Source organism: Chryseobacterium sp. ZHDP1 (genome assembly GCF_018603435.1).
Taxonomy (GTDB): domain Bacteria; phylum Bacteroidota; class Bacteroidia; order Flavobacteriales; family Weeksellaceae; genus Chryseobacterium; species Chryseobacterium indicum.
The window spans coordinates 4,077,389-4,100,965 of the sequence record NZ_CP075682.1 but is presented as its reverse complement, the minus strand read 5'-3'; the positions used below and the strand labels follow the sequence as shown (position 1 = coordinate 4,100,965).

Genomic DNA, 23,577 nt, shown 5'->3' with positions numbered 1-23,577 from the left:
AAAATGTTTTGCAAAAATAAGGTTTTTCAGTTGAATAATTTTCTTAAAAATGTTAAAAAATCTGCCTCTTTTGGGGAGACAGACTTCAATCACTTATTTCACTTAAATAAAAAAATTATTTTTTTTCTAAAGCTTTCACGTTGATCTGAAGAGTCACCTCATCTTTTATCACGCCATTTTCGGCAGGAGCCTGAAATTTCACCCCAAACTCTTCTCTCATTATGTCTTTCGGTTCGGTAGCAATATTCACCAGACCTTCCTTCACAGAAACGTTGGCTTTAAACTGAACCGGTTTTGTAATTCCTTTGATGGTTAAATTCCCATCCAGCAAGGTATTGTAATCTCCTTCAGCAGAAGGTGTTACTTTGGTAATTTCATACGAAGCCGTCGGAAATTTTTCTACCTCGAAAAAGTCCCCGCTTTTCAGATGTCCGTTAAGTTTGTTCAGATTTTCGGTATCGTTTTTCAGATCTTCAGAAGTTAAGGAAGCCATATCTGCAACAAATTTTCCGCTTTCCAGCTTTCCTTCTTTTACGGTAACATCGCCGCTTTCAAATTTAATGGTTCCGAAATGGCTTGTATTCTCCGATTTAAAAATTTTATATCCCTTCCACTCTACTTTACTGTTAAGTGTATCCACAACATATTCAGCTCCGTCTTTGGTTGTTGCAACTTCATTGCTATCGCTGGAAAGAGGCTTCTCCTTTTTGCAGGAAACTACCGCAGCTAGAGCAAAAAATGCAGGAATAACCAACGAAAACAGCTTTTTTTTCATGATTTATAAATTTTTATTACTCCTGCTAAAATAATAAAAAATATTGTTCTTTCCTAAAAACATTTCAATTCATTACTTTTGTAATATGCTATTAGAAATAAATCATTTAAACTTTTCGTATTCTAGAGAAAAACCTTTGTTTGAAAACCTCAATCTTACGTTTGAGGAAGGTAAAATCATTGCGCTTGCCGGAGAAAGCGGGTGCGGGAAATCTACTTTGCTAAGCCTGATTTATGGTTTGCTGGACTGGGAAAGCGGTGATATTATTTTTGACGGTAAAAAATTACTGGGACCGAAAGGAAATCTGGTTCCGGGAGAAGCCGAAATGAAATTCGTTGCCCAGAATTTTGATCTGATGCCTTATGCAACGGTTGCCGAAAATGTAGGAAAATTTATTTCCAATATTAATCTGGCAAAAAAGAAAGAAACGGTTTCTGAACTTCTGGAAGTTGTCGGTTTAGAAGAGTTCGCCCCCATTTTACCTAAATATCTGAGTGGAGGACAACAGCAAAGAGTTGCCATTGCAAGAGCGCTTTCTGTACTTCCGAAACTTCTGATCCTTGATGAACCTTTCAGTAATCTGGATTTTCCGAGAAAGATTGAACTAAGGGAAAAGCTTTTCCGGTATGTAAAACAGAATAACATTTCTCTGGTGATTTCAACACACGAACTTCAGGATATTATTCCGTGGCTCGATGAAATTATCGTATTGCAAAATGGAAAAATTGTACAGAAAGGAAATCCGGAAGCAGCTTTTAAAAATCCTTATAATTCTTACGTTGCCAAACTTTTCGGGAAAGTGAATATTTTCAGTGAAAGTGAGATGCAGGATTTTCAGATTTCAAAATTTTCTTATTATCCGAAAGAAATAAAAATCTCTGAAAACGGTTTTGAAGCCGAAGTTCTGGAGAGCCGTTTCGCAGGAAATCATTACTGGAATAAAGTAAGGGCAAAAAATAAAGAAATCATTCTGTATTCTGATGAAAAACTTAGCGGAACTATCGCTGTTTCATTTGGCTAAATTCTGACGAATATTTCTAACGAAGCTGAATATCATAGCCCAGATTAAGCGGCGTGTCTGAGCTCTTTTCTTAGTTTCGCGGCTGCTCCGCAGCCGCCGAAACTAAGAAAAAGCGAGTAGCGAAAGCTGGAAAAAGCTCCTGAAAAAAATGTAACAATCACACTTACTGTGAATTTGTGTATAAAAAAAATACAAACATAAGAATCAGGTTTAAAACTTTTTCTTACATTTGTATATCAACAGCATAAGGAAATTTTTGGTTAATTCTCTTTCTGCCTCCTGAGACGAAATCCGTTTATTCTAGGCAAACAATGCAGTCTCTTGAAAGATTACCCTGTCCAATTCTTTCCTTTTTTTTATTGCTTTATTTTCCTCTTCTGATAGAAAAAATCCTCCAATTTGAAGTATAAAGAATATAGATAACGAAACAGCATTTAATACTTGTTCATAATCTTCTGAATAGACACAATAAAAAACAGAAAAAATAAAAAGCATAGAAAAAGTAACCCCAAAAGCATTTTCGGAATTACCTTTATATAGAAAAAACAAAACATTTTCTGTAACCAGACTATATATTAGTAAGATAACATACAGTAAAAATATAAAAACCAATGCCAGAACACCACCTTGACCTTCTATTTTAAAAAACATAAGGAAAGCAATGCACGATAAAATAAATCCTATGACACTTGCAGCAATATTCCTTAAAATGTTCTGCATTACAAAAATTTAAATGCTGAAATTTGTTAAAAATTAAGCCTTTTTCACAAATTCAGACTTCAGTGCCATAGAACCGAAACCATCGATTTTACAATCGATATTATGATCGCTGTCCGGTCTCAGACGGATATTTTTAACTTTTGTTCCTGCTTTTACAGGTTTTGGAGCACCTTTTACCGGAAGATCTTTAATAACCACCACAGAATCTCCATCCTGAAGTTCGTTACCGTTAGAATCTAAGATTTTTCCTGAATTTGATGCATCTGCGCTTTCTTCTTCGGGATTCCATTCGTAAAAACACTGGGAACAAACCATCATATTATCGCTCGGATAAGTAAACTCGGAGCTGCATTTTGGACAAAGTACTGTATCACTCATATTTTTAATTTTTTGCAAAGTTAATTTTTTAATATATTCAGTTAAAATTTAATAACATGAGATATATCCGTAGATTTTTGATTTTTATTTCTTTAGTCCTGTTTTTCAGGTTATTTGCTCAGATATTTAATGAGGTTGACTTAATTCCTAATTACACAATGACATTCGTTGATGAAGAAATTTCCCAAGTCGACCGTTTTCAGAATCTGAATGAATCTAAAGAATATTCAAAATCCCAGATCTACAAATATCAGAAAATCAACAAAGAAAGATCGGATACAGCCAACTCGCAACTTATGATGATCGTTGTATTGGTTATTATTCAGTTGTTTTTCTATTTTTCTAACCACAGAGAAAGCCCAAAGCAAAATTTTGAATTCACAGACTAAAATTTTGAAACAGAAATTCTCAGCAGAAATTCGTACTTTTGCAGACTCAAAATAGCAGAACCCAATTTTATGGAATTGATACACAGAAACCTGGCAATCGGAATTCACGATGCTTTGCAGGAAACATTTTTCGAAAAAAATAAATACGCCGATAAAGTAATCGAAAGACTTTTGAAAGCGAATAAAAAATGGGGAAGCCAGGACAGAGCAGTGGTTTCTGAGATTTTCTATAACATCATCCGTTGGAAAAAACGCCTTGAATATTATATGGGGGAAGGTGTAAAGCCCAACAATATTTATAAATTAATTATTGCTTATCTTCTTTGGAGCAAAACCAATTATAAGAAATTTGAAGAATTCGACGGTATAAAAATCGCCGACATTCTTACCAAACTGAAAAAAGGAACCGTTCCTACAAAAGCAATCGAGCATTCTATTCCGGAATGGCTTGCCGAAACTTTAGAAAAAGAACTGGGCGAAAAGTGGGAAAAAGAAATGTATGCTTTAAACGAGCAGGCTCCGACGGTTTTAAGAGCAAATTCCCTTAGAACAACAACCAAAGAGCTTATTTCTGATCTTTCCGATGAAAACATCGTTTCTTATCCTATCAAAAATTATCCGGATGCAGTACAATTGGAGGAAAAAAAGAATGTTTTCCTGACTACTGCTTTTAAAGAAGGTCTATTTGAAGTTCAGGATGCTTCTTCCCAAAAAATCGGGTATTTCCTTGATGTAAAGGAAGGGCAGAGAGTTGTTGATGCTTGTGCAGGTGCAGGAGGAAAAACGCTTCACTTAGCCGCTTTAATGCAGAATAAAGGACAGATCATCGCGCTGGATATTTTCGACTGGAAACTTGCCGAACTGAAAAGACGTGCAAAAAGAGCCGGAGCGCACAACATTGAAACCCGCATGATTTCTGATAATAAAGTAATCAAAAGGCTTCATGAAAAAGCAGACCGATTATTGATCGATGCTCCATGTTCTGGTTTGGGCGTTTTAAAAAGAAATCCGGACAGCAAATGGAAAATAGATCAGGCTTTTATCGACAGAATTAAAATTGAACAGCAGCAGATTCTTCAGGATTATTCTAAAATGCTTAAAAAAGGCGGAAAAATGGTGTATGCAACGTGTTCTATTCTACCTTCTGAAAATAATTTGCAGGTTGATGAATTCATCAGAAACAATCCGAACTTTAAAATGATTAAAGACGAAAAAGTAATGCCAAGTGAAGGCTATGACGGGTTTTATATGGCTTTAATTGAAAGGGTTTCTTAAAAAACATTCTTTATATAATGAACAAAACTACTCTTTTCAGGGTAGTTTTTTGTTATACTCTTTATTACAAAAGACAATTGTAAAGCGATTTTTAAGGTTCTCAAAAGAATAAAAATCAAAAATGTTTAAAAACTTTTGTGGCCTTTTTCATCTCTGTTAAGTAACTTAAACAACTTCAGTTCGGGATAAGAAATGAATTTAAATAATTGGTTTATAGCATCATATTAATTTATCACAGAGAAAAACAAGAGATTTTTTCACTTATTGAAAGTTTGTAAGCTAAACAAAGGCACTTCGTTTATTTAAAAAAGACAAAAGTGGTATTACTTTGATAAGTTTTACGCCTTTGTATATCTTAAAAGCTGAATTTTTGATAATTGAATCTCTTTGTTTAACCTTTAGTTTGTAAAACAATAAATTTAAGAACTAAACGCATTCACAAGAAACAGGGTGAACCAGTTTGTTTAAAAGGGAATAAGACCTATGCAATGATTATGAACCCTGTTTCTTATAAGAGCAAGATCATAATAGAAATTTAGGATAAGGACCTATTATCAAGGGCTTAGATACAACTCTTATTGTGAATGACAAACTTAAAAAGTTATGAAACAAAAGTACGTTATTGGAATTGATGTTTCCAAATCAAAATTAGACTGTGCTGTGATGGATTTTGAATACAATATTCTTTACGAAATGATTATTCCTAATACGGAGAAAAGGATATTTTCTTTTTTGAAAGACATAATGGAGTTATTGAAAATAACAAAAGAAGAATTAATGATTTGTTGTGAAAATACAGGAATTTATAACCGTCCCTTAGAACTATTTTGTACACAATCTGATTATTTGCTTTGGGTTGAACATCCCGTAAAAATCAAGAAGGCCTCAAGTGATCTGCGCGGAAAAGATGACCGGAAAGATGCCCGAAGAATTGCAGAATATGCCGTTCGTTATCGCGACAAGACGCTTCGATATAAAGAACCTTGCCAAGTTGTGAAGCAGATGAATGTATTGAGCAAATCAAGAGATTCTCTGCTTGTACAAAAGACCGCGTTGGAAAACCAATTACGGGAAGCGAAAAGCCATGATCCGTTCGAATTTAAGATATTAAGCCAATCTTTTTCCAAAATATTGAAAACACTTGTATCAGAAATAAAGAAAATTGAGAAACAACTTTCCACACTGATCGAAAGTGAGGGGGAAATAAAAAACAACAAAGATTTGCTGGTTTCCATTCCCGGAATCGGGGTGCAAACCGCCATCAATTTTATCATTATTACAGATAATTTTAAGAATTTTGAAAACGCAAAACATTTGGCATGTTATGCGGGAGTCGTTCCATTTAAAAATCAATCCGGAACGATTGTAAAGAAAGAACGAATCTCAAAAATGGCAAACCAAAAGCTGGAAAAATTACTTCATTTATCAGCCATGGCAACCATCAGAGCAGATAAGGAACTCAAAGCTTATTTTGTGAGAAAAGTAGAGCTGGGCAAAAATAAAATGAGCGTACTAAACGCAATAAGAAACAAATTGGTGCACAGAATAATGGCTGTCATCAAAAGACAACAGCCTTATTTGTCACAGAAAGAATTTTTATCAACAAAAAATTCAGATTTTACTTGCTTATTAACATAGAAATCCTTGCGGTTAAGAAGACTTATCACGAACTAAGGTTAAATAATAATTCTGCTAATTTTTTGTAGCTTTTGTGGTTAAAATATGAATTTTTAAAGAATTATCTTTGCTAAAACCATTTCAAATTATGCATCTAAGAATTTTAGTAAGTTTCTTTACTTTTTTATGCTGTTTATCTTTCGCACAGACGTACGAAGTACAGTACCTCAGTTCATCCAATGGGAAAGTTTTAACGGAACAGCCTCCCACTTTAGTTTGGGCAAATGAAAAGGAAAATTTTATCCTGAATAACAAAATCAGAGAACAAAAAGCAGATTTCCCTTTCGAAATTACGAAAATTGAAAAACCTTCGAATACAGTAATTTCTTATGCGTTTTTAAAATCTGACGAAATTATTTCAACTTCAGATAAAGAGTCTGTGGCAAAACAGACTTTTGAATTTACCAATGAAACCAAGAAAATTTTAGGCTACACCTGCAAAAAAGCAGTTACCAAAATCAATTCCAATACCATTGAAGTCTGGTATACGAATGATCTGAAAATTCAGGGAGGACCTTCTGTAATCGGGCAAAATCTGGGATTTGTTCTAGAAATTGAAAGAAATAAAAACTCACTGATTACCGCTCAATCTATTAAAAAAGTTAAGAAAACTGACATTGATGCTATTCTGAAAGGATCGATTAATTCAACCGATCCGTTAGGTTACAGAGATCTTTTGTGGAAAAGCAGATTCACTACCCTTAAAGTTTTTGATCATGAAACCATTAATTTTTCAGATGAATCTAAATCTGACGAAAACATAAAAAGATTCGCCAACGGAACCATTATTATGAAAAAAATTAAGTTTCCGAAAATTTCTGATGGCGAAAATATTTTCGTTGAATTAAAACAGCAATCCAACGGCGATGCTTACGATAGAACCGGAACCGTATTTTTTGTACCGCAGGACAAATCTCAGTCGTTTTTCGACGGACTGGAAAAAGGCGTAAAGACACTTCCTGTGTATGAAAACGGAAACGGAAAACAGTATTACGGAATTACAGCAACGGAAAATTACAATCCCGCGGTAGAAATGATGAGATTTTTCACGGCTTTCGGAATCAATAAATTCAATCATATTCAGTTAAAAGATAAAAACTGGCAAACGATCAGTCCGTATCGTGAAGATATTACAGACCTTAAACCTTCTCTTTCTGAAAAGGAATTATGGATCGGAACATTCATTGGAAATTACGATAAAGGCGGTCATAAAGTAAGTCTGGAAATCACCATTCACAAAAGCGATCAGACAATCTATAAAAACAATACGGTTATTCCTTTATTCAACACTCTGAACATTATGGAAATAGCAGGACAGGACTATTCTACCATGTTTAATAATGATAAAGGACTGTTTGTAGAGTTTACTTTAAAAAAGGATTTGAAAAATGCCCAGTTGAAATATACAACAACCGGTCATGGAGGCTGGGAAAACGGCGATGAATTTGTACCCAAAGCCAACTCGATCTTTTTAGACGGAAAAATGACCTATTCTTTTGTGCCATGGAGAACCGACTGCGGATCTTATCGTCTTTATAATCCGGCTTCAGGAAATTTTCCGGACGGGCTTTCATCATCCGATCTCAGCAGATCAAACTGGTGCCCCGGAACAGTTACCAACCCCAACTTTATACAACTTGGAGATTTAAAAGCCGGAAAACATACCATTCAGGTGAAAATTCCGCAGGGTCAGACTGAGGGAACAAGCTTCAGTTCATGGAATGTTTCAGGAGTTCTGTTAGGGTCTCAATAAAACAAAACCTTCTCGCAAACTGAATTGCAAGAAGGTAAAAACACAAATGATGAAAAAAAATTATTTCGAGCCACAAAGTAAGGGCTAAAATTTGTAGAATAAATTATCATACATTAAGAAATATCTCATAATAATTTCGTATGTAATGAATAAATCGGGTATGTGAGTTAAAAAAATCAACTAAAATCTTATTTTACATTTAAAATAATTAAATTTTTACTTCATTTCAAACTAATTAATTAAAATTATTAACTTATTTAAAATTTTTGTTGTTATTTTTAAACCACTATTCTACTTTTGTTTCAAATTAAATAACAAAAAATGTGTGGAATTGTATGTTTGTTTGATGCCAAACAAAAAACTGAAATGTTAAGACCTCAGGTTCTTGAAATGTCTAAAAAAATTCGTCACCGTGGTCCAGACTGGAGCGGAGTGTTCCAGAATGATAAAGTGGTTTTCTCTCATGAAAGACTTGCCATCGTGGATCCTACCTCCGGAAAACAGCCTTTATTTACCAAAGACGGAAAAATAGTTCTTGCCGTGAACGGTGAAATCTACAATCACAGAGAACTGAAAGAAGAATTTCCTGATTACGAATTTCAGACACAGTCAGACTGTGAGGTTATTTTAGCCTTATATCAAAAATACGGAAAAGATTTTGTTGAAAAATTAAATGGAATTTTTGCCTTTTCTTTATATGATACAGAAAATGATGTGTATCTCATTGCACGCGATCACATGGGAATCTGTCCTCTATATCACGGTTGGGATAAAAACGGAAACTATTACGTTGCTTCAGAACTGAAAGCGCTGGAAGGAGTCTGCAAAACCATTGAGACTTTTTTACCGGGACATTTGGTGTACAGCAAAGACGGAAGCCAGCTTCAGCAGTGGTACAAAAGAGACTGGGAAAGTTTTGACGCTGTAAAAGATAACGAAACGGATATTGAGAAATTAAGAAAAGGACTGGAAGATGCAGTTCACAGACAATTGATGAGCGACGTTCCTTACGGAGTTTTGCTTTCAGGCGGATTAGATTCTTCCGTAATTTCTGCGATTACGGCAAAATTTGCAAGACAGAGAGTGGAAAGCGGAGATACACAGGAAGCGTGGTATCCGAGATTGCACAGTTTTGCAGTCGGTTTGGTAGGATCGCCGGATTTGGCAGCAGCTCAGAAAGCAGCAGAACACATCGGTTCGGTTCACCATGAAGTTAATTTTACCGTTCAGGAAGGTCTGGATGCGGTTCGTGATGTTATTTATCATCTGGAAACGTATGATGTAACAACAGTGAGAGCTTCTACTCCGATGTATCTTTTGGCAAGAGTGATTAAATCCATGGGGATTAAAATGGTGCTTTCCGGAGAAGGTTCTGACGAACTGTTCGGTGGTTATTTATACTTCCATAAAGCTCCGAATGCGAAAGAATTCCATGATGAAACGGTAAGAAAATTAGGAAAACTTCACCTGTACGATTGTTTAAGAGCCAACAAAGCATTGATGAGTTGGGGAATTGAAGGACGTGTTCCTTTCCTTGATAAAGAATTTATGGATATCGCCATGACTGTGAATCCAAAAGATAAAATGGTAAATGCTGCCGAAGGAAAAATTGAAAAGTGGGTTCTGAGAAAAGCTTTCGAAGATATTCTTCCGGAATCTATTGTTTGGAGACAGAAAGAGCAGTTTTCAGATGGAGTCGGTTATTCATGGATCGATACTTTAAAAGCCGTTGCTGAAAAAGAAGTAACAGACGAAATGATGGCAAATGCGAAATTCAGATTCCCTTTGAATACGCCTCAAAACAAGGAAGAATACCGTTACAGAACAATTTTTGAAGAGCATTTCCCAAGTGAAACTGCGGCTGCAACAGTTCCTTCGGTTCCTTCCGTTGCTTGTTCTACGCCGATTGCACTGGAATGGGATGAAGCATTCAAAAACATGAACGATCCGAGTGGAAGAGCAGTAAAAGTGCATGAAACTTCTTACGGAGAATAGATTTAGAAGTATGAGAGTGTGAGCGTTTTTTGAGTTTGTGAGATATTTTTTTCATTCTTTATTTTTTGTTTAACAAATAGAAGATGAGCATTCTGAAACGAAATACTAAACCTCAAAAATCTAAACTTTACATAAAAATTTATCAATCCTGTAGCAATACAGGATTTTCTTTTGCATTTACATCAATAATATTGTCAGAATTTAACCGTTAATCAAATATATTATCTAATAAATAATTATATTTGGAAAACGAAAATATCAATTATAAAAAAATGAGAAGAAACATTACTATCTTATTTGCTTTATTATCCATGACTTTTGCTTTCGGACAGGGAAAATATGGTAAATATCTTAGCTCCAAAAAACTGGCAATGGTGTATAAAAGTGTGAAAGATGGCGATAAAGACGACTTCTACCAACAATATTACTGGCTGGTAAAAGCGGAGCAGCTGAAAACGTATCCTCACCTTAAAGATATAAAACCAAAAGTTTTATATGAATTTGTAAAAAAAGTAAATCCTCAGAATCCGACTAAAAAACTGGATGCAAGAGGTAAAGAACTGAGACAGACGGCAGAATTATCGTTAAACCAGTATTTCAAAAACAAAAATCTGGATAACAATTCTGTTTTAATGTACAATCTGGAAACGTATGTAGATCCTTCAAAAGGACAGTATTATACAAAAGTTGATGCAGAAAAGATCAAAGAACTCGTTCCGAAAGAACTTTATGCCTTTAACTCCAATAATAGAAATACAGGAGAAGATAAAACGTATTATCTTTGGATCAATAAAGAAAAAGAAGATTTCAATATTGTAGATATCATTCCTGAAGAGAAAGAAAATAAAGCGTTTTATGCGAGAGTGAAACAGTATCTTCCAAGCTATAAATTCTCAAAATATGTTCCTTCTGTGAAAAAAGGTACAAAAACGGACAGAACAGATGCAGATTTTTATTATATTATGCCGTTTGAACAAAACACAGACAACATCGAATACAAAACAAAAGATTTCAAAACTTTCGAATTAAGCCAGTACAGAAAAGCCGGCGAAGAATGGAAAGGGGTTGAAAAACCAAGAAAATAAATTAAAAAGTCCTGTGAAATTTCGCAGGACTTTTTTGTTGGAGTTTTTTTAACGCAAATCGCACAAATGTTTGCACAAATATTCATAATTGCTCGGAGGATTGTAAGAAAATAGAATCTTATAAATATCGTTATTGATAACATCAAAAAAATTAAAATAGTTCAGGAGTATCAGGAAAAATATTGCAGCAACTAGATTTCCCCTTCGTAGAAATGAAAGCATTCCACAATAATTAATACCTTTTCTTTTATTAAAAGGAACAAAAATTGCTTTGAAAATTACATTCTCATTTTTTTTGAACCAAACAAATCTGGAAGCTTTCCAGTAAAAATACATGTCAGAAACACTTTCGCCGCCCCAAAATTCAATTAAAAAAATTCTGCCGCTGATTCTTGCAACAGCAATCTTCATGCAGATGCTGGATTCCACTATTCTGAATACTTCTTTGCCTTCCATCGCAAAAGACCTTCAGGAATCTCCGCTGAATATGCAAAACGCCATCATCAGTTATGTTCTTACTTTAGCCGTTTTTATGCCGGCAAGCGGATTTTTGGCAGACCGTTTCGGAACCAAAAAAGTGTTTATATTTTCTCTGATTCTTTTCAGTTTGGGATCTCTGTTCTGTGCCATGTCTCAAAATCTTACTCATCTGGTTATTTCGCGAGTTATTCAGGGAGTCGGAGGAAGTTTAATGACACCTGTCGGAAAATTAGCTTTAATTAAAACGTTCGATAAAAGCGAATTATTAAAAGCCATGAACTTTGCCATTATTCCCGCATTAATTGGTCCTGTTCTCGGTCCTTTGGTGGGAGGTTATATGGTAGATTATCTTTCGTGGCACTGGATTTTTTTAATTAACATCCCGATCGGAATTCTGGGAATTGTTTTAGGCATAAAATTCATGCCCAATTATAAATCCAAAGATGTAGATTTTGATCTGAAAGGATTTTTGATCTTCGCAGCCGCCTCTCTCCTGCTCTCCATTGCTTTGGAACTTTTCGGAGATATGCAGAACACTACTCCGGTTTTGGTCATTTTCATTCTTGGTTTTCTTTGTCTTTATTACTATTACCGACACGCAAAACGGGATGAAAGTCCTATTTTCCCTTTAAATCTATTTCAGGTAAGAACTTTCAGAGTCGGAATTGTCGGAAATCTTGCCACCAGATTGGGAATCAGCTCTGTACCATTACTTTTACCGTTAATGATTCAGATTGCCTATAAACAGTCGGCAGTAACTTCCGGTTGGATCATCGCTCCGATGGCTTTAACTGCAATGTTCGGAAAATCATACGTGATAAAAATTTTAGACCGTTTTGGTTACCGACAGACTTTAATGACGAATACTTTTATTATCGGAACGCTGATCTGTCTTCTGGCAATTCCCGATATCAACACCTCATTGTATTGGTTTATTCCTATTATTTCCATTTTGGGATTCTTTAATTCCATTCAGTTTACTTCGATGAATACGATTTCTATTGCGGATCTTCGAAATTTTCAGACCAGCAGCGGAAATTCACTTATATCCGTCAATCAGCAGCTTGCCATCGGATTCGGAATTGCTTTCGGATTAATTGTACTTAAAATTTTCGAAAATACAGATCTTATTCACGGAGAAACTCATAATGCTTTCCGCTATACTTTTCTTACTGTGGGAATTTTAACGATTATTTCCGGATTTATTTTCCGCAGGCTTCATATTTCGGATGGGAAGAATATGAAATCGAAGGAGGATTGATCATAATAATTCGCCTTAATTATTTTTCTTAAAAGAATCCAAAAGCTTCAGACTATTACGGTTTTCCGTAAAAAATTAACACGTTGTCTTATTATTTTTGTTACATCAATAACCAGAAACTAAAATAATAAACATGGCTTGGAGCTACAGAAAAAGAGTTAAAATAATACCGGGAGTTCATTTAAATTTTAGCAAAAAAGGAATATCTACTTCCATTGGAACAAAAGGACTGAGCGTTAATTTCAGTAACACTGGTACAACAGTCAATACAACTATACTTGGTATCTCAAACCGCCAAAAATTTAGCAATTCTAATCCAACACCTGAATCTTCTTTAAATTATCCTGATTATTATACTCAAAATAATCTTTATGACAATATTTTCAGTGCAGATATTCATGAAATAACAAGTCAGAATATGCAGGGAATAAAGGAAGCAATCTTATTAGCACATCATCAGAAAAAAGAGCTTGCTGCCGACTTAATAAAAATCAAAAAAGCATTATCTATTACTAAAACTAAAAAAATATTGAGTTATTTATTTTTATATGGATTTATCAATAAAAATATTAAAAAGAATGCAAACCGTGATATAAAAATACAGTTGGACGCAATTAATCAGACAGAAAATATGATTGAAAAATGCTGCGTTAACCTCGATATTAATTTTGATCCTGAAATACAAAGAAAATTTGAAACCGTTTATGAAGCCTTCAAACATCTTATGGCATCTCATAAAATATGGGATATCACCAGTGCTCATTTTCAGGACAGAGTCGTTGCACGTTCTTCAGCTAGCACAGTAGTTAACCGACGTGAAATACGTTTTGCTTTAAAATCTCTTCCCTATATCCAATCCAAATATCAGGCAATGTACTTAAAGAATGCTAATGGTGCAGATATTTATATTTATCCTGCGTTTATTATAATGTATACCAACGAAACTAATTTTGCGATCATCGGAATTGATGAATTAAATTTACATCATACATATACTCACTTCAGAGAAACATCTATAGTTCCTCGAGATTCAAAAATTATAGATCATACTTGGGCAAAAGTTAATAAAAATGGAACAAGAGATAAAAGATTCAGTAATAATTATAAAATCCCAGTTGTAAAATACGGCAATATCAACTTTACTACTAAAACAGGGATGCATGAAGAATATGAATTTAGTAATTATGAATCTGCTGAAGAGTTTAGCCGAGCTTTCAGTAATTTTCAAAGAGAATTTATTTAAATCCTGTCCTACTTTTTTCTAAAGATCTATTTTAAACCAGCCCGTCAAAAATTTCTCCGAAATTTTCGCCACCCCTCCAAAGGAGGGGAATTTTTACATCCCAAATAAAAATCAGAAAACACCCGTTCAGCGCAATCATCAATCATCAATCATCAATCATCAATCCCCCTTATTAACACAGATCAATGTACAGGATTTTTGTTTAAAATACCTTTGCTTCATAATACAACCATATTATGGCAACTAAAAAAATAGAAAAAATAGTATCTCCGAAACCTGCGCATTTTGTGGGCGACGGTTTTAGGGTTCATAATTTTATTCCGGGCGTTCAGGGAATGGATATGAAAAGGATGGATCCGTTCATTATGCTCGATTACAATTCAAAATTTCACTTTAACGGAACAGATCAGCCTCGCGGAGTGGGCGTTCATCCGCACCGGGGTTTTGAGACCGTGACCATATCGTATAAAGGAAAAGTACAGCATCATGACAGCGCAGGAGGTGGCGGAATTATCGGTGAAGGCGATGTACAGTGGATGACTGCCGCAAAAGGTGTTCTTCACAAAGAATATCACGAAAAAGAATGGGCAAAAGAAGGCGGAATTTTCCAGATGGTTCAGCTTTGGGTAAATCTTCCGTCGGTTTATAAAATGAGTTGTCCGAAATATCAGGCAATCAAAAATTCGGATATGACGAAAGTGGATCTTGGAGAAAACGGACATATTGAAGTGATTGCCGGAGAATATCAAAATCAGAAAGGTCCCGCTTTTACCTTCAGTCCGGTTCACATGATGAATGCAAAACTGAAAAATGGTGGAAAAGCAGCATTCAGCTTTCCCAAAAATTTCAATACTGCTGCATTGGTGATAGAAGGAAGTATTCTCATAAATGGCGAAGAAAAAGCGCCACTCAATCATCTCGTTCTGTTTCAAAATGAAGGAGAAAATTTTACTATAGAAGCAGCAGAAGACTCAATCGTTTTAATCATCAGCGGAATGCCTTTAAACGAGCCGATCTTTCCTCATGGACCATTTGTAATGAATTCCAGAGAAGAAATTATGCAGGCTTTTGAAGATTTCAATTTAGGGAGATTCGGTTATCTTGCAGATTAATTTTAATTAAAAATCATCATCAAGCTGTTCTTTTTCTTAATTTTAGATTTTTAATGATTTCTCTGTCATTCAGAACACAGCGGAAGCGAAGTGAAGAATCTATGAAGCTAAATAGATTTCTCCTGCGTCGAAATGACGGATTCAATTGAAATTTTTAAATCATTATCTGAAAGTTTTCTCAAAATTCAAAACAAAAATTTAATACAAATAAATCACGCACATCATGTCAAACATCGGACTTATTATAGAAGAAAAATCTGCGGACATCGGAAACTTTCTGGTGGGAAGATTATTGCCTTTCCGCGAAAAAAGAGCAGTCGGACCTTTCGTTTTTATTGATCATATGGGACCATCCGACTTAAAAGATTATCAGAATCTGGATGTTCCGCCGCATCCGCACATCGGGCTTTCAACATTAACGTATCTTCTGGAAGGATCTATTTTCCACAGAGACAGCATCGGAAGTGCTCTGGAAATAAAACCGGGAGCCGTAAACTGGATGACTGCCGGAAAAGGTGTGGTACACTCCGAAAGAACTCCTGAATACCTGCGGCATTCTGATAAAAGACTTCACGGATTCCAGATCTGGGTAGGACTTCCAAAACATCTGGAACAGTCTGAACCCACATTCCACCACATTGAAGCAGATGAAATTCCGGTTTGGGAGGAAGACGGAATTCAGTATAAATTAATTGCAGGTGAAGCTTTTGGGAAAAAATCGCCGGTTCCGGTTCACAGCAAGCTGTTTTTTATTGAAATTAAAACCAAAGAGGCAAAAAAGATCAGCATTGGGAAAGATCTTTACGGAGAAGCTGCTATGTATGTTCTGGACGGAACTGTTTCTACTGACGGAAATTCTTACGGATCTAAACAACTGATGATTGCCAAAAACACCCAACTCTGCGAATTTTACATGAGCGAAAACGGAACGGTTTATCTTTTCGGCGGCGAACCATTTGAAGAAGAGCGGTTTATATTCTGGAATTTTGTAAATTCCGAAAAAGAACTGATCGATCAGGCAAAAGTGAACTGGCACGACCAAAACCACGATGCTTTTCCTTTGGTTCCGGGAGATGAAAACGAATATGTACCGCTTCCGAAAGCTATTTTAAACAGAAAACCGTAATTCAATTTTAAATCATACATGATGAAAATATTAGCATTTGCAGGAAGTACGTCTTCCACTTCCATCAACAGGGAACTTGTAAAATTCGTTCTAAAAGATTTTAAGAATGAAGAAATCAACCTGATTGATCTGAATGATTTTGATATGCCTGTTTTTTCCGTAGATCGTGAAAAGAAAGGCTTTCCGGAAGAAGCACACCACTTTTTGAAAGCGATAGAAGAATGTGATGTTATTATCTGTTCGCTAGCAGAACACAACAGATCGTACAGCGCCGCTTTTAAAAACGTTTTCGACTGGGCTTCAAGAATCAACGTGAAGGTTTTTCAGGACAAGCCGATGTTTCTGATGTCCACTTCTCCGGGAGGTTACGGCGGCGGAAATGTGATGAACACGGCAAAGATATTTTTCCCGAATTTCGGAGCGGATATCAAAGAAACTTTTTCGCTTCCTAAATTTTATGAAAATTTTGATGTGGAAAGCGGTGTCATTAATCCTGAAATGCTGAAAGAGCTTAATAATAAAGTGGAAAATTTCAAAAATACAATCCTTAAATAATGACCAAAGGAAGATTAGAGGCTTTCAGTGATGGGGTTCTTGCGATCATCATCACCATTATGGTACTGGAACTGAAAGTTCCGGAAGGAAACGACTGGCAAAGCCTTAAACCGCTTATCCCGAAATTTCTGGCGTATATTTTCAGCTTTCTGTATGTAGGAATTTACTGGAACAATCATCATCATCTTTTTCAGGCAGTGAAAAAAGTAAACGGAAAAATTCTTTGGGCAAATCTTCATCTTCTGTTCTGGCTTTCTTTAATGCCTTTTGCAACAGAGTGGATCGGAGAAACTCATTTTGCCAAAAATCCGGTGGCTACTTACGGATTCGGATTAGTGCTCTGTGCGATTGCCTATACGATTCTGGAAAATGCCATTATAAAAGCTGAAGGTGAAAATTCCAGACTGAAACAGGCCATTGCTTCCCGTTTTAAGGAAAATGCATCCATTGTTTTGTACGTCTCAGGGATTATTGTATCATTTATTTACCCTTATATTGCTGTAGGGTTGTATTATACAGTAGCTTTGCTCTGGCTGATTCCGGACAGAAGAATAGAAAAAACTTTAAATGAGAACTGATATGGAAACACACGAATATGTAAACGGAGAAATTACCGTCATCTGGCAGCCTAAAAAATGTATCCACGCTGCAGTCTGTGTAAAAACACTTCCAAAAGTGTATAACCCGAAAGAAAGACCGTGGCTGAAACCTGAAAATGCAACAGCTGAAGAACTTAAAAATCAAATCGACCAGTGTCCTTCCGGCGCACTGAGTTATCAATTCAATACAAAAAAATAATGGCAATCACAGTAAAAGCAAGTTTAGGAACAGAAAAATACTACACCAAAGTTGTTGCGGGAGAAAATACCCTTATTACAGATGAACCTGTAGACAAAGGCGGCGGAAATAAAGGGTTCAATCCTTTTGAAATTCTTGCCACTTCCCTCGCAAGCTGCACAGCGGCAACGTTGAGAATGTACATCGACCGAAAAGAATGGAACGTCGAAAAAATAAACGTTGAAGTGGAACTGGAAAATTTTCCTTTAACGAAAAGAGCCATTTTCAAAAGAGACATCAGCTTTGAAGGCACAAATCTTGATGATGAACAACTGAAAAGACTTCACGCCATTGCAGATGCGTGCCCGATTCATAAAATTCTTACAAACGATATAGAAATACTAACCAAATTTTCATAATATGATTGAAGTAAAACAAACCAACGATCCGAAACACGGAAATTTTGAAGCATTCATAGACGGAAACCACGCAGGATTAATGACGTACACCTGGGCTGGAGAAGAAAGATTCATCATCGATCACACAGAAGTTGAAGAAGCATACAACGGAAAAGGCGTTGGGAAAGAAATGCTTCTTGCGGCAGTAGATTTTGCAAGAAAGAACGGAAAAACAATTATTCCGCTTTGTCCTTTTGCCAAGGCTACGTTCCAGAAACATGAAGAACTTCAGGATGTTCTGGTAAATAAGACACAGGCTTAGTTTTAAGCTAAGGTTGAGATTAAGTTTGAGCTTCTAAGTTATCGGTCTTAACTTCAACCTTACATATAAAACCTTCCGGAAATATATCCTGAAGGTTTTTTCTTTTTGGACAGAACAGAAAAAAACTATATTTGCTAAAATTTAAATTAAAGCATGAATTCCGGAACTGTTCTTTTGCTGTTTGTTTTTGTCTATTTCATCGGACTTTTGGTTATTTCTTATTTTACAAGCCGAAATTCTGATAATCAGTCGTTTTTTATCGGGAATAAAAAAAGTAAATGGTGGCTTGTTGCTTTCGGAATGATCGGAACCAGCTTAAGCGGGGTAACATTTATTTCCGTTCCCGGAACAGTTGGTAAAATGACGGGAACTGAATATATCTACGGTGGATTCGAATATTATATGATGGTGATCGGCTTTTTCATCGGATATTTTATTGTTGCTGCAATTCTTCTTCCGCTGTACTACAAAATGAATCTCACCTCGATTTACACCTATTTAGGCAAAAGATTCAACGTTGAAGCGCATAAGATCGGCTCAATCTTTTTCATTATTTCAAGGGCAATTGGTGCAACGGCAAGGTTATATTTAGTGGTCAACGTTCTTCAGATTTTCCTTCTGGAAGGTTTGGGCGTTCCTTTCTGGGTTACGGCTTTGGTTCTGCTGTTAATGGTGCTTTTATATACATTTGAAGGCGGTGTAAAAACAATTGTGATTACCGATACTTTACAGACGTCATTTATGATTATCAGTCTCGTTGCCTGTATTGTTTATATTTTATCGCATTTAAATTTATCATTAGGCGAAGCGTATACGATTTTAGAACAGAAAAATTATACCCACTTCATCAATTTTGATCCGAATTCCAAAACATTTTTCCTGAAAACGATTTTAGGGGGAATTTTCATTACGATTGCAATGACAGGATTAGATCAGGAAATGATGCAGAAAAATATCTCTGTGGATAATCTTAAAAATTCAAAGAAAAATATGCTCACTTTCGCAGGAACGCTGCTTTTTGTGAATCTGGCATTCCTTTTTTTAGGAGGTCTTCTTTATCTTTTTGCTTTGCAGAACGGCGCAGAATATGGAAAAATAGACGGAGAAACGGTAACCAATATTTTCGGTTTCAAAGATTCTGCGGGTAACATTAAAAATATCATGGGAGACGATCTGTTTCCTGCTTTATCGCTTCAGGGGCATTTCCCGATGATTATTTCCGTTATCTTCATTATCGGATTAATTTCGGCATTATTTCCTTCTGCGGATGGCGCTTTAACCGCTGTTACGAGTTCGTATTGCGTAGATCTTTTGAATCTTAATGAAGACAAAAACAAAACGGAAAAAGAGAAAAAACAGCTTCGTATGAAGGTTCATTTAACGTTTACGATCGTTTTCTTTATTTTGATTATGGTTTTTAAAGCGTTGAATGACAAATCGATTGTTTACCTCATCATGGAGATTGCAGGCTATACTTACGGACCGCTTTTAGGACTTTTTGCCTTCGGAATTTTCACGAAATTTCAGATTTCAAGGAAATATTCAATTTTGGCGGTAACAATTTTAGCTCCGGCTGCAACGTACATTATCAATTATCTGGTAACAACGTATACGGATTACAGAATCGGGGTAGAGTTAATTGTTCTGAATGGATTATTAACTTTCATTGGGCTTTGGTTGGTAAAACATAAATCTTATCTGAAGGTTGTTTAAAAAACCAATGTCTTAAACCTGTTGAAACAAATTAAAAAATAATTTTCAGACAAATACAGTTCTTTTTGTGTTAATAAAAAGTACAGTATATATAATTATTAAACGCAAAGAAACCTGTTATTTTTTTGAGAAGTTGAGCAAAGATATTTCCGTCAGAGACGGATGATGAAGCGTTCGCTTAATGACAGATGAAATCTGCTTCACTTTGCTTATCTTAAAATGTTAACTCTGAAAATAAAGACTTTGCGTTTGAAACTTAAATTTAGAAATCTATTAAAAAACTTTAAACAGACTTCCTTTTAAATAATAAAAATCCGCACTTTTCAGCGCGGATTTTTCCATTTCCGTAACCCATCAAAAAATTGTAAATTCGCATACAAATAAATCTTATATAATGAGTAAAAGTATTGAAGAGTTAAAATCTCTTACTACACAAATCAGAAGAGACATTTTAAGAATGGTTCATGCTGTAAATTCCGGTCACCCGGGAGGAAGTTTAGGCTGTACTGAATATTTCACAGCCCTTTACGGAAAGGTAATGAACTATCATCTTCCTTTCACAATGGAAGGTAAAAATGAAGATCATTTCTATCTTTCTAACGGACACATTTCTCCTGTATTCTATTCTACTTTGGCAAGATTCGGATTTTTTCCGGTTCAGGAGCTTAGTACATTCAGAAAATTAGATTCAAGATTACAGGGTCACCCGACGACTCACGAAGGTCTTCCAGGCGTAAGAGTGGCTTCAGGTTCTTTAGGACAGGGGCTTTCTGTAGCTTTGGGCGTAGCTCAGGGTAAAAAACTGGACGGAGACAGCTCTTTGGTTTACTCTCTTCATGGCGATGGTGAATTGCAGGAAGGTCAGGTTTGGGAAGCATTTATGTACGCAGCAGCCAAAAAAGTTGACAATATTATTTCAACCATCGATTATAACGGACAACAGATCGACGGAAGTACAGATAACGTACTTTCTTTAGGAAATCTTCATGCAAAACTGGAAGCCTTCGGATGGACAGTTCTGGAAGAGAAAAACGGTAACGACCTTGAGGCGGTAATTGCCATTCTTGAAAAAGCAAAAACAGAAACCGGAAAAGAAAAACCGGTAGCCATTATTCTTCATACAGAGATGGGTTACGGTGTAGATTATATGATGGGAACTCACGCTTGGCACGGAAAAGCTCCGAATGATGAGCAACTGGAAACAGCTTTCAAACAGTTATATCTTGAAGCTCCGGCTGATTATTAATTATTAGTAATGAGTAATTGGTAATAAGTAATCTTAATTAATAATTAGAAAAAAATGAAATTTACATATACAGAAAAAAAAGATACACGTTCAGGATTCGGAGCCGGATTGGCTGAACTTGCAGATAAAAATCCTAATGTTGTAGCGCTTTGTGCAGACCTTATCGGTTCTTTGAAGATGGAAAAATTCATTGAAAAGGCTCCTGAAAGATTTTTTCAGGTAGGTATTGCGGAAGCGAATATGATGGGTCTTGCAGCCGGTTTGAGCATTACAGGAAAAATTCCTTTTACAGGAACTTTTGCTAACTTTTCCACTTCCAGAGTATACGATCAGATTCGTCAGTCTATTGCGTACTCCAATAAAAATGTAAAAATCTGTGCTTCTCACGCGGGTCTTACTTTGGGTGAAGACGGTGCAACACACCAGGTTTTGGAAGATATCGGAATGATGAAAATGCTTCCGGGAATGACGGTGATTAATCCTTGTGATTACAACCAGACAAAAGCAGCTACTTTAGCGATTGCCGATTTTGAAGGTCCGGTTTATTTAAGATTCGGAAGACCTGTAGTTCCTGTTTTCATTCCTGAAGATATGCCTTTCGAGATCGGAAAAGGAATTATGCTTCAGGAAGGAACAGATGTAACCATTGTTGCAACGGGACATTTGGTTTGGGAATCTTTACTTGCTGCAGATGAGCTTGAAAAAGAAGGTATTTCCTGTGAAGTAATCAATATCCACACGATTAAACCTTTGGACGAAGAAATCATCTTAAAATCTGTTGAAAAGACAGGAAAAATTGTAACGGCTGAAGAACACAACTACATCGGTGGTCTGGGAGAATCTGTTGCGGGAATGTTGGCAAGAAAAAGACCGACAAAACAGGAATTTGTAGCAGTAAACGATACTTTCGGAGAATCTGCAACGCCTGCTGAATTGATGAAGAAATATAAAATTGATTCTACTGCCGTGAAAGAAGCAGTGAAGAGAATTTTAGATAAATAATTCTTTTAAAAATAAATAAAAAAGCATCCTTTTTGGATGCTTTTTCGTTTGTTGAGGTAATGTACTGAAAAATAGTTGGTGAAATTCAGGATATATTTTAATAAATTATGGATGTTAATCCGAAGAGGACAAAAGCACTGGTGGAGATCAACTTTTCAGCAATAGGATTAATGTTCAAAACGATAGTTTTAAGGTGAGGTTTCCCTCACCTTTTCGTTTATTATCGGATGAACCTTATGGCTAAAAAAACTCTATTTTTCGTTAGAAAAATAAATATACCATTTGATGAAATTGATTCGGTTTTTCAATGTGAGACCTCTGTGCAGGTCGAGATGATTTTTTAAATGGCTGAAATATCCCTCAATACCATTGGTTGTTTTAGGAATATTGGGATTTTCCAGATAATGAAACATATTGGGCAATGCCCGTTTTATAGTAAAATACGATCGTCTGATAAGCTTGTGGGTATACCAGTATCTTTCGGTTTCAAGATTAATTGTTTTTTCATTAATATAATCCTGATGTCTCAAATACCAGTCGTTGAGTTCATTTTTCCACCAGATTTTATCGTTTTGTGTTTTAATTTTCAGTAATAATAAAACGTGTTTTCGAAGTTCCTGACCGGCAATGTGTTTAGGAAACTTTGTGAGCCAGATCAGGCACATTCTCTGAATATGAACCAGACATCTCTGAGTAATGATGTCTCCATCAGATTTATTTATGGCTTTCAAAACGCTTTTATGTCCATCTGTAGTAATGCTTTCCAGCTTTACGCCCAGCCGTAAAAGATTGTTTAAATCTTCCCTGATTTCTTCATAATGTTCTCCATCGGTAAAACGGATAAGCTGTGTATATCCATCAAAATCATCCTGATAAGCAATTAAACAGAACTGAGCAAAATAAGTTGCATCCATTCTTAAATTCACCTTTTCCCGTTTGATGATCTTTAAGGTAGGAGACTGCTCTAAAATGGTATAAAATGTTTTCTGCAAAGTATCTTTCGAATAACCGCTGTCTCTGCAAAGCGTTTTGTAGGTCTGCCTTTCCAATACCCATTTTTTGAACCAGATAAAACGATTTTTAATTCTCTGCTCCGTTCTGTTTTGAGTAAATAAAATCCCGCAATTTTTACATTTAAATCTTTGCTTTCCCCCTTGTTTTCCCCAACGAATTACCTCCAGGCTTGAACAAGACCAACAACGTTTTTTTGCCATTTTTCAGACAAAGAAAAAGTTTTATGAAACACGTTTCATAAAACTTCCTCCAAGCAGCCT

Annotated in this window: 23 protein-coding genes; 19 read left to right on the top strand and 4 right to left on the bottom strand. The window is 35.7% G+C overall.

Annotated elements, in window-relative coordinates; all coding sequences use genetic code 11:
- Positions 1-115: 115 nt before the first annotated feature.
- Positions 116-775, bottom strand: coding sequence for a YceI family protein (locus tag KKI44_RS19005; RefSeq protein WP_214588735.1), 660 nt, complete (start codon positions 773-775; stop codon positions 116-118).
- Positions 776-860: 85 nt separating this feature from the next.
- Here KKI44_RS19005 and KKI44_RS19000 point away from each other — a divergent pair, with 85 nt between their 5' ends.
- A complete protein-coding gene (locus KKI44_RS19000; RefSeq protein WP_214588734.1) occupies positions 861-1,796 on the top strand; it encodes a sulfate/molybdate ABC transporter ATP-binding protein in 936 nt (311 codons plus the stop codon).
- A gap of 300 nt (positions 1,797-2,096) precedes the next feature.
- On the opposite strand, the gene KKI44_RS18995 is transcribed toward KKI44_RS19000, so the two are convergent.
- Both KKI44_RS18995 and KKI44_RS18990 read right to left on the bottom strand, forming a co-directional pair.
- Positions 2,097-2,516: a hypothetical protein gene (locus KKI44_RS18995; protein ID WP_214588733.1), complete on the bottom strand. Its 420-nt coding sequence runs from the start codon at positions 2,514-2,516 to the stop codon at positions 2,097-2,099.
- 33 nt (positions 2,517-2,549) lie between these two features.
- Entirely contained in the window at positions 2,550-2,894 is a 345-nt protein-coding gene (locus KKI44_RS18990; RefSeq protein ID WP_076395707.1) for a zinc ribbon domain-containing protein YjdM, read from the bottom strand.
- 56 nt (positions 2,895-2,950) lie between these two features.
- On the opposite strand from KKI44_RS18990, the gene KKI44_RS18985 reads away from it, so the two are divergent.
- From KKI44_RS18985 to KKI44_RS18900, 18 genes are all read left to right on the top strand, one after another.
- The gene (locus KKI44_RS18985; RefSeq protein ID WP_214588732.1) at positions 2,951-3,283 is read left to right on the top strand and encodes a hypothetical protein; all 333 of its coding nucleotides are present in this window, start codon (positions 2,951-2,953) and stop codon (positions 3,281-3,283) included.
- Positions 3,284-3,352: 69 nt separating this feature from the next.
- Positions 3,353-4,558 (top strand): RsmB/NOP family class I SAM-dependent RNA methyltransferase, encoded by a 1,206-nt coding sequence (locus tag KKI44_RS18980; RefSeq protein ID WP_214588731.1) that lies wholly within the window; start codon positions 3,353-3,355, stop codon positions 4,556-4,558.
- A gap of 603 nt (positions 4,559-5,161) precedes the next feature.
- Positions 5,162-6,196 (top strand): IS110 family transposase, encoded by a 1,035-nt coding sequence (locus KKI44_RS18975; RefSeq protein ID WP_214588730.1) that lies wholly within the window; start codon positions 5,162-5,164, stop codon positions 6,194-6,196.
- A gap of 127 nt (positions 6,197-6,323) precedes the next feature.
- Positions 6,324-7,988 carry a GLPGLI family protein gene (locus tag KKI44_RS18970; protein ID WP_214588729.1) on the top strand — a complete coding sequence of 555 codons (1,665 nt, stop codon included), beginning with the start codon at positions 6,324-6,326 and terminating at the stop codon, positions 7,986-7,988.
- A 321-nt stretch (positions 7,989-8,309) separates the two neighbouring features.
- Positions 8,310-9,983: an asparagine synthase B gene (gene asnB / locus KKI44_RS18965; protein ID WP_214588728.1), complete on the top strand. Its 1,674-nt coding sequence runs from the start codon at positions 8,310-8,312 to the stop codon at positions 9,981-9,983.
- A 272-nt stretch (positions 9,984-10,255) separates the two neighbouring features.
- Positions 10,256-11,068 carry a hypothetical protein gene (locus KKI44_RS18960; RefSeq protein ID WP_214588727.1) on the top strand — a complete coding sequence of 271 codons (813 nt, stop codon included), beginning with the start codon at positions 10,256-10,258 and terminating at the stop codon, positions 11,066-11,068.
- A 334-nt stretch (positions 11,069-11,402) separates the two neighbouring features.
- Positions 11,403-12,809 (top strand): DHA2 family efflux MFS transporter permease subunit, encoded by a 1,407-nt coding sequence (locus KKI44_RS18955; protein ID WP_214588726.1) that lies wholly within the window; start codon positions 11,403-11,405, stop codon positions 12,807-12,809.
- A gap of 133 nt (positions 12,810-12,942) precedes the next feature.
- Entirely contained in the window at positions 12,943-14,052 is a 1,110-nt protein-coding gene (locus tag KKI44_RS18950; protein ID WP_214588725.1) for a DUF4236 domain-containing protein, read from the top strand.
- 236 nt (positions 14,053-14,288) lie between these two features.
- Positions 14,289-15,164, top strand: coding sequence for a pirin family protein (locus tag KKI44_RS18945; protein WP_214588724.1), 876 nt, complete (start codon positions 14,289-14,291; stop codon positions 15,162-15,164).
- 223 nt (positions 15,165-15,387) lie between these two features.
- Positions 15,388-16,290, top strand: a complete 903-nt coding sequence (locus KKI44_RS18940) for a pirin family protein (RefSeq protein WP_214588723.1) — start codon at positions 15,388-15,390, stop codon at positions 16,288-16,290.
- A gap of 21 nt (positions 16,291-16,311) precedes the next feature.
- Positions 16,312-16,845, top strand: a complete 534-nt coding sequence (locus KKI44_RS18935) for an NADPH-dependent FMN reductase (protein ID WP_214591188.1) — start codon at positions 16,312-16,314, stop codon at positions 16,843-16,845.
- Positions 16,845-17,423: a TMEM175 family protein gene (locus KKI44_RS18930; RefSeq protein WP_214588722.1), complete on the top strand. Its 579-nt coding sequence runs from the start codon at positions 16,845-16,847 to the stop codon at positions 17,421-17,423. Before KKI44_RS18935 ends, KKI44_RS18930 begins: the two co-directional genes overlap by 1 nt.
- 1 nt (position 17,424) lies before the next feature.
- The gene (locus tag KKI44_RS18925) at positions 17,425-17,643 is read left to right on the top strand and encodes a (4Fe-4S)-binding protein (RefSeq protein WP_214588721.1); all 219 of its coding nucleotides are present in this window, start codon (positions 17,425-17,427) and stop codon (positions 17,641-17,643) included.
- Positions 17,643-18,041 (top strand): OsmC family protein, encoded by a 399-nt coding sequence (locus KKI44_RS18920; RefSeq protein WP_214588720.1) that lies wholly within the window; start codon positions 17,643-17,645, stop codon positions 18,039-18,041. Before KKI44_RS18925 ends, KKI44_RS18920 begins: the two co-directional genes overlap by 1 nt.
- A 1-nt stretch (position 18,042) precedes the next feature.
- Positions 18,043-18,342, top strand: a complete 300-nt coding sequence (locus KKI44_RS18915) for a GNAT family N-acetyltransferase (RefSeq protein WP_175608849.1) — start codon at positions 18,043-18,045, stop codon at positions 18,340-18,342.
- A 153-nt stretch (positions 18,343-18,495) separates the two neighbouring features.
- Positions 18,496-20,055, top strand: a complete 1,560-nt coding sequence (locus tag KKI44_RS18910; protein WP_214588719.1) for a sodium:solute symporter — start codon at positions 18,496-18,498, stop codon at positions 20,053-20,055.
- A 394-nt stretch (positions 20,056-20,449) separates the two neighbouring features.
- A complete protein-coding gene (locus KKI44_RS18905) occupies positions 20,450-21,301 on the top strand; it encodes a transketolase (RefSeq protein WP_076392612.1) in 852 nt (283 codons plus the stop codon).
- Positions 21,302-21,355: 54 nt separating this feature from the next.
- Positions 21,356-22,303, top strand: a complete 948-nt coding sequence (locus KKI44_RS18900; RefSeq protein ID WP_214588718.1) for a transketolase family protein — start codon at positions 21,356-21,358, stop codon at positions 22,301-22,303.
- A 251-nt stretch (positions 22,304-22,554) separates the two neighbouring features.
- On the opposite strand, the gene KKI44_RS18895 is transcribed toward KKI44_RS18900, so the two are convergent.
- Positions 22,555-23,517 (bottom strand): transposase, encoded by a 963-nt coding sequence (locus tag KKI44_RS18895; RefSeq protein WP_250902065.1) that lies wholly within the window; start codon positions 23,515-23,517, stop codon positions 22,555-22,557.
- Positions 23,518-23,577: the final 60 nt, after the last annotated feature.

What these genes read in the sequence shown, in the direction of transcription:
- KKI44_RS19005 (WP_214588735.1), bottom strand. Translation starts at nt 775, where the DNA reads ATGAAAAAAAAGCTGTTTTCGTTGGTTATTCCTGCATTTTTTGCTCTA.
- KKI44_RS19000 (WP_214588734.1), top strand. Translation starts at nt 861, where the DNA reads ATGCTATTAGAAATAAATCATTTAAACTTTTCGTATTCTAGAGAAAAA.
- KKI44_RS18995 (WP_214588733.1), bottom strand. Translation starts at nt 2,516, where the DNA reads ATGCAGAACATTTTAAGGAATATTGCTGCAAGTGTCATAGGATTTATT.
- KKI44_RS18990 (WP_076395707.1), bottom strand. Translation starts at nt 2,894, where the DNA reads ATGAGTGATACAGTACTTTGTCCAAAATGCAGCTCCGAGTTTACTTAT.
- KKI44_RS18985 (WP_214588732.1), top strand. Translation starts at nt 2,951, where the DNA reads ATGAGATATATCCGTAGATTTTTGATTTTTATTTCTTTAGTCCTGTTT.
- KKI44_RS18980 (WP_214588731.1), top strand. Translation starts at nt 3,353, where the DNA reads ATGGAATTGATACACAGAAACCTGGCAATCGGAATTCACGATGCTTTG.
- KKI44_RS18975 (WP_214588730.1), top strand. Translation starts at nt 5,162, where the DNA reads ATGAAACAAAAGTACGTTATTGGAATTGATGTTTCCAAATCAAAATTA.
- KKI44_RS18970 (WP_214588729.1), top strand. Translation starts at nt 6,324, where the DNA reads ATGCATCTAAGAATTTTAGTAAGTTTCTTTACTTTTTTATGCTGTTTA.
- asnB (WP_214588728.1), top strand. Translation starts at nt 8,310, where the DNA reads ATGTGTGGAATTGTATGTTTGTTTGATGCCAAACAAAAAACTGAAATG.
- KKI44_RS18960 (WP_214588727.1), top strand. Translation starts at nt 10,256, where the DNA reads ATGAGAAGAAACATTACTATCTTATTTGCTTTATTATCCATGACTTTT.
- KKI44_RS18955 (WP_214588726.1), top strand. Translation starts at nt 11,403, where the DNA reads ATGTCAGAAACACTTTCGCCGCCCCAAAATTCAATTAAAAAAATTCTG.
- KKI44_RS18950 (WP_214588725.1), top strand. Translation starts at nt 12,943, where the DNA reads ATGGCTTGGAGCTACAGAAAAAGAGTTAAAATAATACCGGGAGTTCAT.
- KKI44_RS18945 (WP_214588724.1), top strand. Translation starts at nt 14,289, where the DNA reads ATGGCAACTAAAAAAATAGAAAAAATAGTATCTCCGAAACCTGCGCAT.
- KKI44_RS18940 (WP_214588723.1), top strand. Translation starts at nt 15,388, where the DNA reads ATGTCAAACATCGGACTTATTATAGAAGAAAAATCTGCGGACATCGGA.
- KKI44_RS18935 (WP_214591188.1), top strand. Translation starts at nt 16,312, where the DNA reads ATGAAAATATTAGCATTTGCAGGAAGTACGTCTTCCACTTCCATCAAC.
- KKI44_RS18930 (WP_214588722.1), top strand. Translation starts at nt 16,845, where the DNA reads ATGACCAAAGGAAGATTAGAGGCTTTCAGTGATGGGGTTCTTGCGATC.
- KKI44_RS18925 (WP_214588721.1), top strand. Translation starts at nt 17,425, where the DNA reads ATGGAAACACACGAATATGTAAACGGAGAAATTACCGTCATCTGGCAG.
- KKI44_RS18920 (WP_214588720.1), top strand. Translation starts at nt 17,643, where the DNA reads ATGGCAATCACAGTAAAAGCAAGTTTAGGAACAGAAAAATACTACACC.
- KKI44_RS18915 (WP_175608849.1), top strand. Translation starts at nt 18,043, where the DNA reads ATGATTGAAGTAAAACAAACCAACGATCCGAAACACGGAAATTTTGAA.
- KKI44_RS18910 (WP_214588719.1), top strand. Translation starts at nt 18,496, where the DNA reads ATGAATTCCGGAACTGTTCTTTTGCTGTTTGTTTTTGTCTATTTCATC.
- KKI44_RS18905 (WP_076392612.1), top strand. Translation starts at nt 20,450, where the DNA reads ATGAGTAAAAGTATTGAAGAGTTAAAATCTCTTACTACACAAATCAGA.
- KKI44_RS18900 (WP_214588718.1), top strand. Translation starts at nt 21,356, where the DNA reads ATGAAATTTACATATACAGAAAAAAAAGATACACGTTCAGGATTCGGA.
- KKI44_RS18895 (WP_250902065.1), bottom strand. Translation starts at nt 23,517, where the DNA reads ATGGCAAAAAAACGTTGTTGGTCTTGTTCAAGCCTGGAGGTAATTCGT.